Origin of the sequence: Kribbella steppae, assembly GCF_004342025.1 — a bacterium.
In the GTDB taxonomy this organism is placed as follows: Bacteria; Actinomycetota; Actinomycetes; order Propionibacteriales; family Kribbellaceae; genus Kribbella; species Kribbella steppae.
Genome location: NZ_SLWN01000002.1, coordinates 273,655 through 286,539 on the forward strand (window position 1 = coordinate 273,655; position 12,885 = coordinate 286,539).

A 12,885-nucleotide genomic window follows, 5' to 3' on the forward strand; every position below is an offset into this window, starting at 1 on the left:
ATGAGTTGTTACAACCGCGATGGGAACGGATGATACACAGATGGCCGATGATGTAACAGGGGTTACGAGAAATCCGGCGATTGCCGAGCTCCGGGCCCGCATCCGGGACCACTGGGACGACTTCACGCCCGCCTCCCGCGCGGTCTGCCGGTCGCTGTCGGAGATCTCGCCGGAGCGGCTGCTGTATCTGTCCGCGGCCGAGCTCGGCCAGGCGAGCAAGACCAGCAACGCCACCGTCGTCCGCACCCTGCAGTCCCTCGGGTACGCCGGGCTGGCCGAGCTCAAGGACCGCGTCGCCTCACCGTTCCAGCACCCGAGCCGACGGGAGGAGCGGCTGCGGAGCCGGATCGAGTCCACCGGCGGGGACCCCAAGCACGTCTGGGACCGGGTGATCACGGAGGCGATCGAGCGGATCGAGTTCCTCAACCAGCACATGGCGATGGACGCCTACCAGGAGGCGGTCCGGCTGATGCTCGACGCGCGCGAGATCGCGACGTACGGGTTCGGCGCCAACTACGTGGCGGCGGAGCACCTGACGCTGAAGCTGCGCCGGTTCGGCCGGCGCAGCCGCTGCATCCAGACCGCCGGGTTCCGGCTCGCCGACGACCTGCTCGCGATCGGGGCCGACGACGTGGTGATCGTGATCGCCCCCGGCCGCCTCGTCATCGACGCGGAGATCGTGATCGACCGGGCCCGCGCGGTCGGCGCCGGGATCATCCTGCTCAGCGAGCAGCTGATCGCCGAACGACTGGCCGCCGACGTGACGGTGGCGATCCACGTCCCGAACACGGTCACCGGGATCACCGCGGAGGTGCTGACCACGATCGTCACCACCGACGCGCTGGCGCAGGCGGTGGCGGCCGCGGACACCGAGCGGACGATGGAGTCGGCGCACACCCTCGAGTCCCTCCGACAGCAGCTGGGATTCTGATGCTTCCGGTCAGCACGGTCGATTACCACGCCGCCGGGGAGCCGTTCCGGATCGTGACATCGGTGGAGATTCCGGGTGCTTCGGTGCCGGAGCGACGGGTGTTCGCCCAGACGTCGCCGACTGTCGATGCGGTCCGGCAGCTACTGGTGAACGAGCCGCGCGGGCACGCGGACATGTACGGCGGGTTCGTTGTTCCGGCCAACGATGACGATGCGCATTTCGGCGTGCTCTTCTGGCACAAGGACGGGTATTCGACGGCCTGCGGGCACGGGACGATTGCCCTGGGCACCTGGGCGGTCGAAAGCGGTCTGGTGCCCGCTTCCCCTGATGGGGTTACGGATGTGGTGATCGACGTACCGTCCGGACGGGTGGTTGCCCGGGTCACCTGTACCGGTGGAGCGGTGTCCGGCGTTGCCTTTCGCAACGTTCCGTCGTACGTCGCTGGCCTCGGTCTGGCGGTGTCGACGTCGCGTGGGGATGTCGTCGCCGATCTGAGTTTCGGTGGCGCTTTCTACGCCTCCGTCCCGGCGTCATCGGTCGGGTTGTCGGTGACACCTGCCTGCTACGCCGACCTCATCGCGGTGGGGCGGGAGATCAAGTGGGCGCTCGACACGCAGGCCGTCCACCCCGTCGACCCGCGGCTGAACGGTGTTTACGGGACGATCTTCTACGACGACCTGGGTTCCTCGGACAGTGGACCGCACCAGCGCAACGTCGCAATCTTCGCCGACGGGGAGGTGGACCGGTCGCCGTGCGGCTCCGGTACGTCGGCGCGCCTTGCGCTGCTGTACGACGAGGGCCGACTGGCCGACGGTCAGGTGCTGCGGCACGAGTCGATCGTGGGGACCACGTTCCTAGGGCGTGTGGTGGAGGTTGTCGACGGTGGGGTGATCACCGAGGTCGAGGGCGCGGCGTACCGGACCGGCACGGCCACCTTCACCCTCGACCCCCGCGACCCCCTCGGCACCGGCTTCACGCTGCGCTGAGGGCTAGCATCGGGCGCATGATCTTCATTACCGCGAAGTTCCGCGTTCAGCCCGAGCATGCCTCGAACTGGCCGTCCATCAGTGCCGAGTTCACCCAGGCCACCCGGGCCGAGCCGGGCTGCCTGTGGTTCGACTGGTCCCGTTCCCTCGACGACACCGACGAGTACGTCCTGGTCGAGGCCTTCGCCGACGACGACGCGGCCACGGCCCACGTCACCTCGGCCCATTTCAAGGCCGCTCAGCAGCACCTCCCGCAGTACCTGGTGGAGACCCCACGCATCGTCAACTTCAAGCTCCCCCAGGACGACTGGTCCGAACTCGGCGAACTCGCGGTGAAGTAGCTCGTCAACCCGCGACTCAACCCGCGACTCACTCCGGGACTCACTCCGCGACTCACTCCGCGACTCACTCCGCGACGACGACGGTGTTCTGCGCCGCCGCGATCTGCCAGGTGTCCCCGTTCTTGGCGAGGAAGTAGACCGGGCTGCCGTGTTCGGCCGGCAGCTCGGTGGTCGAGCCGTCGCGACGGACGTAGGTCTGGTTGACGTTGACGACGGCTATGTCGGGCCGGACGAACAGCAGGTGGTCCGGGACGTAGGTGGCGTACGAATCCTTCGTCGCCCCGGGCAGCACCCGGCTGGTGAACTCCGCAATGGTGTCCCGCCCGTACAGCCGCTTGCCGTGCCCCGTCACCCACAGCGCGTCCTTGCGGAACAGTGCGATGAACGCGTCCACGTCCTCGTTGCTCTGGGCATCCTGTACGGCGTCGACCAGCGCCAGGATCGCATCGACATCGGCCTGACTCGGGATCTGTCCTTCGATCTTCATGCCGCCGATCCTGCTAGCTAAACCTCGCTTGAGGTCAACAGGTGTGGTGCGTTGTGCTTGGCGATCTGCCGGACGACGTACGCCGCGTCCTTGCCGACGCCGCCGACCGTGTGCGAGTTGAACATGTACTGGAACTCCTGGCCCAGCACGTAGAGCCCCGGCTGCCCGGTGACACAGCCTCGCTCGTTGGCGATCCGCCCGGACGAGTCCAGGCCGGGCAGGTCGATCCAGCCGAAGTCGGGCGTGAATCCGGTGCACCAGATCACGTTGGCGACGTCGAGCAGTACGCCGTCCTCGGTCTGCGGCCGTCCGTCGACGACACCGGCGATGCGCGGGACGCGTTCGATGCCGACGGCGAGCAGGTCCTTCTCCTTCTGCCGGATCAGGAACTCGCCGTGGCCCTCGAGCGCCTCGGCCTGCACCTTGCGGCCCGGCTTCTTGTCCTCGGTCAGGATGTGCTCCCACACCCACCAGACCAGCGGGAACATCAGCTTGCCCTGCCAGCCGCGCATCTCGATCGGCAGGTAGCCGACGTTGCGGCCGGCCAGCTGGACCTTGTGCGTCCTGCCGACCTCGACCCCGATCTCGGCACCGGAGTTCCCCGCGCCGACAATCAGCACGGTGCCCGGCCGCAACTGTCCGGGGTTGCGGTAGTCGGCCGTGTGCAGTTGGACGATGTCAGGCGAGAGTTCACCGGCGAAGGCCGGGATCTTCGGCACCCGGTGTACGCCGGTCGCCAGGATGACGTTGTCCGCTTCGAACGACTCGGTGCCCGCGGTGACGCGGTATCCGTCACCCTCGCGGAACAGTCCGTCCACCTTGGTGTTCAGGCGGATCGGTAGCGCGAACTGTTCGGCGTACCGCTCCAGGTAGGCGACCATCTCGTCCTTCGACGGGAAGGTGTAGCCACCCCCGAACTTGGCCCCGGGCAGGCTGTCGCGGTTGGCCGGCGTGAACAGGGCCAGCGAGTCCCAGCGGTTCAGCCACGACCCTCCGACCCGGTCCGCGGCGTCCAGGATGACGAACGGCTTGCCGCGCTCGGCGAGGTGGTACCCGGCCGACAGACCCGCTTGTCCGGCCCCGATCACAACTGTCTCGTACCTCATGTCTTCCTCCCTCGTGTTGTATCGAAGGTAGGAATCCGCGCTGCTGTGCCGCGTCGGTGAAAGTACCCAACACCGTGAATGGGTACCGCTCAGACCAGCTTGTGCTCGAGACCGTACGCCGTCGCGGCAGACCGCGACGAGACGCCGAGCTTGGTGAAGATGTTGCTGACGTGCCGATCTACGGTCCGCTCACTCAGCACCAGTTGATCGGCGATCACGCGGTTGGTGGCTCCGGTGGCGACGAGCCGTAGTACCTCGATCTCGCGCGGCGAAAGCAGTCCCTCCGGCCTTCTCGGCTCGGCCACAGCGCCGAGGTTCTCCAGCGTCTGTCGCGCTGTCGATGTCTCGCGGTCCGCCGACTCGTTGTCGCCCAGCGCACGGCAGGCATCCGCGATCAGCAACCGCGTGCGAGCTTCCTGGTACGGCGCTCGCAGCTCGACCCACCGGCGCAGGGCAGCGCGGGCCGGCGTCAGTGCGGAGTCCGGGCGGCCTTCGGCGAGGCGGATCATCGCCTGGGCCTGTTCCTGGAGCGCGTAGACGATCGTGGTACGACACTTGCTCGCGAGATCGGCGAGGGCGTCGACTGCTTTCTCGGCCGCTTCGAGGTCGCCCGACGCCACCAGGATCTCGGCAGCGGCGAACTGGACCTCCACGCGCTTGGCGTCGTTCTGCGACTCGGAGAGACATCGGCGGATCATCGCAGCCGCCGCCTGCACACTGCCCTGCTGCAGCCGTAGCAGAGCCAGTCCGGGCTGCGGGTCATAGCCGAGCCGGCTCGCCTCGGTGAAGCACTCCTCGGCATCGGCGAAGTGTCCCTGCAGTCGGTCGAGATCCCCACGCACGTACGCCGCGCAACCGGCAGCCCACAAGTCGATGTCGGCTGTGCTCACGCCGGCCAGATCCTTGCGGGCGTCGGTCCACGCGCCACGCAGTTGCTTGAGCTCGGCCCGACGTACCTTGCACTCGCCGGTGAAGTTGGCCAACTCGGGCTGCGCGTCGCACCACCGGGTCATCGCGGCGGTCCACTCCTCCGCCCTCCGAAGCTCGTACACCGTCCAGCAGCCGGAGATCGCACCGCAGTAGACGATGCCGGTCACCATCGGCGAGAGCGAGCCGGAGGTGAGCTCGACCATGGCCTCGTCCAGCTTCGCCAGGCCGTTCGCCGTACGACCGAGCTCTAGCAGGAACAGTCCTTCCTGGTGCAGCGCCAGCCCGACCAAGTCCCTGTTGCCAAGCCGGCGCCCGGCTGCGACCGCCTCATTGCTGATCGCCAGCGCCTGCTCCAGGTCTGCTGCCCCGAAGGCCTCACTCATCCTCAGGACGGCGGCGGGTACCGAGTCGGTCCCGTCCTCCTCGATCAGCCGTGCGGCGCGGGCCAGCCAGCCGCCACCGACCACCACGTCGCCGGACACCATCCGCTGAAGCCCGGACCAGAGCGCGGCGGACGCTGCGCCGAGCAGGTCGTGTTGTGCGAGCAACTGCTCGTAGGCGCGCTCACGGATGGCGTAGTAGTCATCCATCCGACCCAGCAGCATCGCCGCGACGGCATACCGGTCCAGGTCGTCGGCGTCCAGGGTTCCCGCGGCCGCCAACAGCTCGTACGCCCGCGCCCAGGCCCGTGCGTCGTACGCACTCCTGGCCTCGGCGACAGCGTCCACGTGCCCAGTATCAGCCTCCATGCTCGATCCGGTACTGCTCCTCGAGCTCCTCGAACCGACCAGGCGCGCCCTCCGCCAGCACAACCTCCCGCCCACCGACAACGCGCCGTACCCGCTCGACTACCTCGCCCGGCGCCTCGTCGGTCCCGGCGAACCCCCGGATCGTCACCTCAAAAGTCATCACCCACCCGAACCTACTGAAGGACGCCCCGCAACCACATCAGGGTTTCCCGCGGCAACTACCCTGACTCGGGATACGACTGGAGGACCATGAGCGGCCTGACTGTTGCCTCACTCAACACCCGGGGCATCCCGCTCCGCGGCTCGCGACTGGGCGAGCGGTGCACGGCGATTGCCGCAGTGTTCGAAGCGTCCGCGGTGGATGTCGTCAACTTCCAGGAGGTACTGACCTACTACCACCTCCGGCAGTTGGTGCGACGTCGTACCGCTTCGTGAACTTCCGCCGCTCGGCGGCCGGGCCGGCCGGCGGGTTGGTGACCGTGTCGCGGAGACCTGTCGCCGGGAGCAGCTACCACCGCTTCCCGATCCCGTCAGCCGCTGACATGGCCGGACTGCCCCGGCTGTACCGGCTGACGGCGGCCATGAAGGGATCGCTGGTGACCAGACTGGCGGGGATCAGCATCGTGAACACCCACCTGCTGGCCAACCGCGACGGCGACTGGTCACAGACGAACCGCTTCTACCGCCTGCACCAGGGCCAGTTGGCCGCGCTCGGCCAGTACGTCGGCACAGTACAGCAGCCCGCGATCGTGTCCGGCGACTTCAACATTGCCCGCGACAGTTCGCTGTACCGCGACTCCATCCGCGACACCGGCCTGCTCGATGCCTTCGGCGACGACTGTCCTCCGACGTTCCATGCGGCGTACCTCGAGCCGGGCAAGATCTCGAACTGCATCGACTTCTTGCTGCTCTCGAATCCGTCGATCACGGTCGAGGCGGCGGAACTGACCTTCACCGGCGAACTGCCGATGCCCGGTGGTCCGGGGTACCTCTCCGACCACCTGGGGCTGCAGGTACGGGTCAAGTTCTAACGCCCGCGTTCGTCGCCCTTGTCCCGGTTCAGTTTCGCCATACCCCAACCCCTTCACGCCGACCCGAGCCACCGCCGCCATCCAGGCCGGCACCGCCAGCATCCTCCACCACCTCACCGGCATCGTCATCTGGCTCACGTAACAAGCGCCCGGAACCTGTGGTCCGGGCGCTTGTTGCTGCGTGTTCGTCAGCGGCGTCGGCCCCACTTGCGGGCAGTGCCGACACCGGCCAGGTGAAGTGCAACGCACAGAAGACCAGCGGTGAGAAGTGTCTGCGGCGTGAATGCGTCGCTGGCCCGGACGTTGGCCCAGTCCAGGATGAGCGCGAGCCCGAAGATAACTGCGGCGATGATCGCGAACATCGAATGCTCCTTGTCGGAAGTCGGGCGGATACCTAGCCAGTACCCACCGCAACTCCCCCACAATTCGAAGGCCGGCTTCACTGTCCTGCGCGACGGGCCGCGCCCGGCTGTCGTCTCGGGTCCTGTCCGTCGTACTCACCGTGCCAGGAGGTCCACAGACTGGCATAGTGGCCGCCCGCACCAACGAGTTGGTCGTGGGTGCCCAGCTCGACCAGTTCGCCCGCCTCCAGCACCGCCACTCGGTTGGCGTCGTGCGCGGTCTGCAGCCGGTGGGCAATTGCGATGACCGTGCGCCCGCGCAGGACCGCCGCCAGCGACTGCTCCGTCTCCCGGGCGGTCGTCGGGTCGAGCAACGCCGTTGCCTCGTCCAGGATCAGCGTGTGCGGGTCGGCAAGCACGACTCGCGCCAGCGACAACTGCTGGGCACGCGCGCCATCGAGGCTGATGACGGCGCCGACCTCCGTGTTCAGGCCTTGCGGCAAGTCGTTGATCCAGCGCGCGCCCAGAGCCTCCAGCGCGCCGCGCAGTTCCTCGTCGGTGGCGTTCGGTTTCACCACCCGTAGGTTGTCGCGCACCGTGTCGTGAAAGACGTGGTGGTCCTGGGTTATCAGCACTACCTGTTCGCGTAGCCGGTCCGCCGGGAGGTCCGCCACCGGCGTCCCTCCCACGGTCACCGACCCGGTGCGGGGTCGGTCGAGGCCCGCCAGCAGCCGGGCCAGCGTGGACTTCCCCGCCCCTGAGGTGCCAATGATGGCCAGCCGCTCGCCGGGCCGCACCACCAGGTCGATTCCACGCAGTACGTCCCGGCCGCCGTCGTAGGCGTAGCGGACGCCGGACACCTCGATGCGGTCGTCTGTCGGGGACGCAGCAGTCCTGAGCTCCTCGCGCGGTACCTCCGCAAGTCCCTCGATCCGCGCATAGGACGCGATCGCGCCCTGCAACTGCTCCACCCACACCGTCAGCGTGTCCAATGGACCCACCAGCTGCCGCATGTACACCGTCGCGGCCACGACCACGCCGACGCTGACCAGACCGTTCGCGTGCAGCGCCCCACCCACCAGCAGAACACCGACGGCCGGCAGCGCGCACGAGACATCGAACGACGGGAACAGCACCGTCCGCAGCCGCAGTGTCCGCAGCCGGGCGGCCCTTGCGTCGGCGACTGCTCTGTCTGCGGCCTCTGCGCGTCGGCCTTCCAGTGCGAGCGCCTCAATCGTGCGGGCGCCCTTCGCGGTGCTCGTGACGACGTCGGCGAGCCGCGCGCCGGTGGCCGCCTCGGTCAGGTAGGCCGGACGGGCACGCCGCAGGTACCAGCGCAGCGCGGCGCCCACGCCGAGGAAGCACACCAGCCCGCACAGCCCGAGCAGCGGGTTCAGCACAAGCACTGCGGCGATGAGGAACACAGCCTGGACGAGGGCCACGAGGACCTCGGGCACCGCCCGCCGCAGCGTCAACGCCACCACGGAGGCGTCCGTAGTACCGCGGGCGATCAGGTCGCCGGCGGGCACATGCTCCGCGACAGACGGCGGCAGCGCGAGCGTACGCGCCAGGAACCGCTCGCGAACCCGACCCGCCGTGCGCTCGCCGAACCGGTAGCCCACTGCAAGCGCCCACCGCCCTAGCAGCATCTGCACGACGGTGAACACCAGCGCACCGAGCGCCAGGCGATCCACGGTGCCGAGTACGTCGCCGGAGCCCGCCCGGACTGCGTCGACGATCCGGCCGAGCAACCACGGCCCGACCAGGCCCGCCGCAGAGGCCATGCCGTTGAGCAGCAGGAGGCCGGCTACGGCGCCGCGGTCCGCGCGTAGGTCGCCCCACGCCGCGGCCCGAACCAGCTTTGCCCCTGCCACAGGCAGCGTCGCAGTCACGAGCCCACCTGCCCGTCCTGCACGCGGGACACCAGGTCCCGGTAGGCGGCGTTGTCGCGCAGCAGCTCCTCATGCGTGCCGGACGCCGCGGCGCGGTTGTGGACCAGGAAGATGACCTCGTCGGCTTGGTCGAGTACGAGCGGCGACGTCGTAGTGACCACTGTCGTGAGGCCGCGCCTGGCCACGCGTACCCGGTCGACTACGGCGGCCTCGGTGAGCGCGTCGACTGCGGAGGTCGGCTCGACAGCCAGCAACACGTCCGGTGCGGCGTAGAGGGCGCGCGCCAGGCGGAGCCGCTGCCGCTGCCCGCCTGACAATGTGCTGCCGCCCCACGTGACGGGCGCGTCCAGACCGCCGGGCAGCGCCTCCACGACGTCCTCTGCCACGGCGGTCCGCACTGCCGCATCGATCCGCTTGTCGTCGGGCTCGAACCGACCCGCGACGGCGGCGCGTACCGTACCTGCGAACAGGTCGGCGTTGTTGTCGGCGACAACCAACCTGTCCCGCAACTGGTCGGCCGCTACCGCGTCGACCCGCACCCCTGCCCACGTCGCGTCGGTGCAGGTGAACCGGCCCAACCTCTCCACCACGGCGATTGCTTCATCGGGACGCGCGCTCACCAGCGCCGTCAAGAGACCGGGCCGCACCAGGACGCCGGACTCCGGGTCGGCCAGCGGCCCGCAGCCAGCCGGGAGGTCGATCACGTCATGGAGGCTGTCGTGTTCGGGCCGCAGATTGAGCAGGTCGACGATGCGCCGGGCGGCTACCCGCGCGCGGGCGATCTCGCCACCGCTCTCAATGAAGGACGACACCGGTACAACAAGTACGGCGACGTAGCCGTAGACCGCGACGAGGTCTCCGATGGTGATTTCGCCTTGCGCGGTCATTCGCGCCGCCAGCCACACCACTGCCGCCAGAAACAGTGCGGGCAGCCCGCTCGCCAGAGCGGTCACCCAGCTCGCCGGGCTGCCGACGCGGTAGCCACGCTCCACCAGTTCCCGCGACTGGCGCGTGTAGCGCTCGGCCGCAAACTCCTTGCCTCCGAGGCCGTTGAGCACATGCAGCCCGCCCAGGATGTCCACCAGCCGCGTGGTCAGCATGCCCTGGTCTACCCGGTAGTCGCCGCCGGTGCGCTCGATGCGTCGCAGTAGCGGCCCGACGGTGGCAGCCAGCAGCGGTACCCCGGCAAGCACGACCAAGGCCAGGAGCGGCGACATGGTAAACAGCACCACAGCGACCACCGCGTACGCCACGACCGCGCCGAACCCCGGACCCGTCACGGTCATCGCCTGCGCGACGATCTGTACGTCGGAGATACCGATCGTCACCACCTCACCCGTGCCGATCCGCCGGGACAGCGCAGAGCCCAAGCGGGCGGTGTGCCGCACGACCGTGCGCACTGTGCGGAACGATGCGTCCATGCGGATCTTCGTCATGGTTCGGTGCCGGGAGATCGCCAGTACGGCGATGAGCAGGCTCACCACGACCAGCACCACACACCATGTGACCAGGGCTGCAGTGTCTCCAGCGACGAGACCATCATCGACCGCGCGGGACAGCACCCACGGCGACACGGCCAGGCCGACCATCCAGGAACTCCCCAGCGCCGCGCCTGCCGCGACGCGGCGCGCCTGCGACCAGGCGAGCCAGAACAGGAAGCGGAATGGGCCACTCGTGTCGCGGGGCGCGGGAGGGATCCAGTCCTCGGCCAACCGATCCGCCGACCCGCGGCTGTTCGACATCAGCCAACCCTAGCCGTGCCCCATGCGCGGCGAGCGAGACGCATTCCTCACAGTTGCCCTTGAAGACCGCTGGCAGTGGGTGCTGCCAGCAACGACCGTCATGCGTCGCTCCGAGCCCGCGGGAGTCGAGCGGGCAGGATGCAGGCCCAACATCAAGATACTCGGCGAGCGGATCGGCCACGCCGACATCACGGTCACCGGCACGACGTCCAGCACGGATGCCTTGGGTACTGATCTGGGTACAGATCGCGAAATGTCCGCCGAAGACCCGACCGACGAACCGGTGTGAAGCAGCTCACTCCCGCCATCAGGACGAGATCTCCAGTTGGACAACCTGCAGGTCAGACCCCATAGGACAAAACGAAGGCCCGGACCTGTTGGTCCGGGCCTTCTTTCGTAGCGGGGGCAGGATTTGAACCTGCGACCTCTGGGTTATGAGCCCAGCGAGCTACCGAGCTGCTCCACCCCGCGCCGTTGTGGTTTTAGTTTAGTGGATCGGCGCTGAGCAACCAAATCGGCTCCCGGTGTGGCTCGGGGTGAGCGAAAACCCGTGCCACAGGCGGGCGGTGCGGCGTACCGTCCGGGTATGTCCCGACACGTCATTCGCCCGTTCGCGGAGGCGGACCTGCCTGCGGCCGCCGGCCTGCTCGCGGAGCGGCACAGGGAGCACCGGAAGCGACACCCTCTGCTGCCAGCCGAGTACGAGGACGAGCAGGTCGCCGTGGTCGAGGTCACGGCCCTCTGGGAGAGCGAGAGCGCGTCCGGCGCCGTACTGCTGGAGGGAGACGAGCTGACCGGCTACGTGCTGGGTGCGCCCAAGCCGTCGCCTGTCTGGGGTCCCAACGTCTGGATCGAGGCCGCAGGCCAGGCCGTGCGTGAGCCAGAACACATCCGCGACCTCTACGGCGCTGCCGCCGCCAAGTGGGTGGACGACGGCCGGACGGCTCAGTACGTGCTAGTGCCGGACGACGCGGAGCTGGTCGACGCCTGGTTCAGGCTGGGCTTCGGCTCGCAACACGCGCACGCGGTTCGTCCGGCGCCGACCACGCGGCTGGAGGCACCGCCTGGTCTGACCGTACGACGTGGCACGCGCGACGACATCGCCGTACTGGCCGAGCTGGACCTGGTACTGCCACAGCACCAAGGACAGTCGCCGGTGTTCTCGGCCGGGGAGCTACCCACGCTGGAGGAGGCACTGGCCGACTGGGAGGAATCGATCGACGACCTGGACTACGCGACATTTGTTGCCGAGTACGACGGTCGCGTGATCGGCTCGTCCGTCGGGTGCTCGGTGGACAAGTCCAGTGCGCACAGCGGGCTGGCTCGGCCGGACAACGCGGGATTCCTGGGCTATGCCGCCGTACTGCCGGAGGCACGTGGTCGCGGGGCCGGCCGCGCGTTGGGTGAGGCCGTGCTGCAGTGGTCCGCCGACACCGGCTACACAGCCGTGGTCACCGACTGGCGGGTTACCAACCTCCTGTCGTCGCGGACTTGGCCGAAGCTCGGTTTTCAGCAGACGTTCCACCGGCTGCATCGGCTGATCGGGTACTGAGGAGCTTTTCCACAGGTTCGAATTCGCGCGCCGGGAAGGGCGCCGATCGGTGCAACTTCTAGGGCAAGAAGACGCCTTGCAGCAGGCAGGGCGTCGGCGTCCTCAGGAGGCAGCCATGTCGCGTTCTTCCCTTGGTTCCCGAGCCGTTCCGACGACCCGTCGTATCGTGATCGGGAGCGCGGTCGTCCTCGCCTCACTCGGTATCTGGACGACCGCCTCGGCTGCGGCGACCGGTATCGAGCCGCGATCCGGGTACGCCGTGGCTCCCCCATCGACCGAGCAGAGGGCATGCACCTTGGACGGCTTCGTGATCGAGCATCTTCCCGACGGGATCGGTACGCCGACCGACTTCGAGTACGAGTGGGAGGACGTCAGCTTCCACAGCCGGGTCTGGGAGACCGCGCCGGATCCCGAGGGTGCGTACAAAGTCGACCTGACGATGAAGACCATGCGCGGCGAGAAGCTGTCGGATCTCGAGGCGCTCAAGGACTTCCTGGCCGAGTACGAGGAGAAGGATCCGGAGACCTGGGAGCTGCGCCCGGTCAAGGTCGGCGCGTACGACGGCCTGGTCGCGGGCGACGAGGTGTTCTACTTCGTCTCGCCCGGGGTCGCTGCCGAGGTGTCTCTCGATCGCGGACGTTTCTCCGAGCAGGATCTGCTCGACACGGCGACCGGCTTCCATCCGGAGACCACCAGCTGATCGTGTGAAGCCGGCGCTGCCTCTCCGGCGCTCTCGGCAGCCGATGCTGTGGGCAACGAACCGGGGCGGCGACATCGACGGTGGTCGATGTCGCCGC

Annotated in this window: 15 protein-coding genes and 1 tRNA gene; 8 read left to right on the top strand and 8 right to left on the bottom strand. The window is 68.4% G+C overall.

The window, feature by feature from the left end; translation table 11 throughout:
- Positions 1 to 40: 40 nt before the first annotated feature.
- From EV652_RS06135 to EV652_RS06145, 3 genes are read left to right on the top strand one after another with little or no spacing between them, the layout of a single operon-like run.
- The gene (locus EV652_RS06135) at positions 41 to 931 is read left to right on the top strand and encodes a MurR/RpiR family transcriptional regulator (RefSeq protein ID WP_132208009.1); all 891 of its coding nucleotides are present in this window, start codon (positions 41 to 43) and stop codon (positions 929 to 931) included.
- The gene (locus EV652_RS06140; RefSeq protein WP_132208010.1) at positions 931 to 1,917 is read left to right on the top strand and encodes a proline racemase family protein; all 987 of its coding nucleotides are present in this window, start codon (positions 931 to 933) and stop codon (positions 1,915 to 1,917) included. Before EV652_RS06135 ends, EV652_RS06140 begins: the two co-directional genes overlap by 1 nt.
- A 17-nt stretch (positions 1,918 to 1,934) precedes the next feature.
- Positions 1,935 to 2,258, top strand: a complete 324-nt coding sequence (locus tag EV652_RS06145) for a putative quinol monooxygenase (protein WP_132208011.1) — start codon at positions 1,935 to 1,937, stop codon at positions 2,256 to 2,258.
- Positions 2,259 to 2,322: 64 nt separating this feature from the next.
- Here the strand turns inward: EV652_RS06145 and EV652_RS06150 are convergent, their stop codons facing one another.
- From EV652_RS06150 to EV652_RS43940, 4 genes are all read right to left on the bottom strand, one after another.
- A complete protein-coding gene (locus EV652_RS06150) occupies positions 2,323 to 2,745 on the bottom strand; it encodes an SgcJ/EcaC family oxidoreductase (RefSeq protein ID WP_132208012.1) in 423 nt (140 codons plus the stop codon).
- Positions 2,746 to 2,762: 17 nt separating this feature from the next.
- Positions 2,763 to 3,851: a flavin-containing monooxygenase gene (locus EV652_RS06155; RefSeq protein ID WP_132208013.1), complete on the bottom strand. Its 1,089-nt coding sequence runs from the start codon at positions 3,849 to 3,851 to the stop codon at positions 2,763 to 2,765.
- Between the two features lie 89 nt (positions 3,852 to 3,940).
- Positions 3,941 to 5,509 (bottom strand): helix-turn-helix transcriptional regulator, encoded by a 1,569-nt coding sequence (locus EV652_RS06160; protein WP_158441096.1) that lies wholly within the window; start codon positions 5,507 to 5,509, stop codon positions 3,941 to 3,943.
- A gap of 10 nt (positions 5,510 to 5,519) precedes the next feature.
- Complete coding sequence (locus EV652_RS43940; RefSeq protein ID WP_158441097.1) at positions 5,520 to 5,693, bottom strand: hypothetical protein; 174 nt, start codon at positions 5,691 to 5,693, stop codon at positions 5,520 to 5,522.
- Positions 5,694 to 5,779: 86 nt separating this feature from the next.
- Here EV652_RS43940 and EV652_RS44490 point away from each other — a divergent pair, with 86 nt between their 5' ends.
- Together EV652_RS44490 and EV652_RS06165 are read left to right on the top strand one after the other, a co-directional pair.
- On the top strand, positions 5,780 to 5,965 hold the full coding sequence (locus EV652_RS44490; RefSeq protein ID WP_199238041.1) for an exonuclease/endonuclease/phosphatase family protein: 186 nt from the start codon (positions 5,780 to 5,782) through the stop codon (positions 5,963 to 5,965).
- A complete protein-coding gene (locus EV652_RS06165) occupies positions 5,962 to 6,561 on the top strand; it encodes an endonuclease/exonuclease/phosphatase family protein (protein WP_199238042.1) in 600 nt (199 codons plus the stop codon). Before EV652_RS44490 ends, EV652_RS06165 begins: the two co-directional genes overlap by 4 nt.
- Before the next feature lie 188 nt (positions 6,562 to 6,749).
- Here the strand turns inward: EV652_RS06165 and EV652_RS44495 are convergent, their stop codons facing one another.
- From EV652_RS44495 to EV652_RS06175, 3 genes are all read right to left on the bottom strand, one after another.
- Positions 6,750 to 6,923: a hypothetical protein gene (locus tag EV652_RS44495; RefSeq protein WP_199238043.1), complete on the bottom strand. Its 174-nt coding sequence runs from the start codon at positions 6,921 to 6,923 to the stop codon at positions 6,750 to 6,752.
- Positions 6,924 to 7,000: 77 nt separating this feature from the next.
- A complete protein-coding gene (locus EV652_RS06170) occupies positions 7,001 to 8,794 on the bottom strand; it encodes an ABC transporter ATP-binding protein (protein ID WP_132208015.1) in 1,794 nt (597 codons plus the stop codon).
- The gene (locus EV652_RS06175) at positions 8,791 to 10,536 is read right to left on the bottom strand and encodes an ABC transporter transmembrane domain-containing protein (protein WP_132208016.1); all 1,746 of its coding nucleotides are present in this window, start codon (positions 10,534 to 10,536) and stop codon (positions 8,791 to 8,793) included. The genes EV652_RS06170 and EV652_RS06175 overlap by 4 nt, the downstream gene beginning before the upstream one ends.
- A gap of 22 nt (positions 10,537 to 10,558) precedes the next feature.
- Between EV652_RS06175 and EV652_RS06180 the strand changes: the two genes are divergently transcribed.
- Positions 10,559 to 10,825: a hypothetical protein gene (locus tag EV652_RS06180; RefSeq protein ID WP_132208017.1), complete on the top strand. Its 267-nt coding sequence runs from the start codon at positions 10,559 to 10,561 to the stop codon at positions 10,823 to 10,825.
- A gap of 108 nt (positions 10,826 to 10,933) precedes the next feature.
- On the opposite strand, the gene EV652_RS06185 is transcribed toward EV652_RS06180, so the two are convergent.
- Positions 10,934 to 11,007 (bottom strand) — tRNA-Met (locus EV652_RS06185).
- A 115-nt stretch (positions 11,008 to 11,122) separates the two neighbouring features.
- On the opposite strand from EV652_RS06185, the gene EV652_RS06190 reads away from it, so the two are divergent.
- Positions 11,123 to 12,088 carry a GNAT family N-acetyltransferase gene (locus EV652_RS06190; RefSeq protein ID WP_242001594.1) on the top strand — a complete coding sequence of 322 codons (966 nt, stop codon included), beginning with the start codon at positions 11,123 to 11,125 and terminating at the stop codon, positions 12,086 to 12,088.
- 115 nt (positions 12,089 to 12,203) lie between these two features.
- The gene (locus EV652_RS06195) at positions 12,204 to 12,788 is read left to right on the top strand and encodes a hypothetical protein (protein WP_132208018.1); all 585 of its coding nucleotides are present in this window, start codon (positions 12,204 to 12,206) and stop codon (positions 12,786 to 12,788) included.
- Positions 12,789 to 12,885 lie beyond the last annotated feature (97 nt).

Bases quoted from the DNA above. Each gene is read 5' to 3' on its own strand.
- EV652_RS06135 (WP_132208009.1), top strand. From the start codon at position 41: ATGGCCGATGATGTAACAGGGGTTACGAGAAATCCGGCGATTGCCGAG.
- EV652_RS06140 (WP_132208010.1), top strand. From the start codon at position 931: ATGCTTCCGGTCAGCACGGTCGATTACCACGCCGCCGGGGAGCCGTTC.
- EV652_RS06145 (WP_132208011.1), top strand. From the start codon at position 1,935: ATGATCTTCATTACCGCGAAGTTCCGCGTTCAGCCCGAGCATGCCTCG.
- EV652_RS06150 (WP_132208012.1), bottom strand. From the start codon at position 2,745: ATGAAGATCGAAGGACAGATCCCGAGTCAGGCCGATGTCGATGCGATC.
- EV652_RS06155 (WP_132208013.1), bottom strand. From the start codon at position 3,851: ATGAGGTACGAGACAGTTGTGATCGGGGCCGGACAAGCGGGTCTGTCG.
- EV652_RS44490 (WP_199238041.1), top strand. From the start codon at position 5,780: ATGAGCGGCCTGACTGTTGCCTCACTCAACACCCGGGGCATCCCGCTC.
- EV652_RS44495 (WP_199238043.1), bottom strand. From the start codon at position 6,923: ATGTTCGCGATCATCGCCGCAGTTATCTTCGGGCTCGCGCTCATCCTG.
- EV652_RS06175 (WP_132208016.1), bottom strand. From the start codon at position 10,536: ATGTCGAACAGCCGCGGGTCGGCGGATCGGTTGGCCGAGGACTGGATC.
- EV652_RS06180 (WP_132208017.1), top strand. From the start codon at position 10,559: ATGCGCGGCGAGCGAGACGCATTCCTCACAGTTGCCCTTGAAGACCGC.
- EV652_RS06190 (WP_242001594.1), top strand. From the start codon at position 11,123: ATGTCCCGACACGTCATTCGCCCGTTCGCGGAGGCGGACCTGCCTGCG.
- EV652_RS06195 (WP_132208018.1), top strand. From the start codon at position 12,204: ATGTCGCGTTCTTCCCTTGGTTCCCGAGCCGTTCCGACGACCCGTCGT.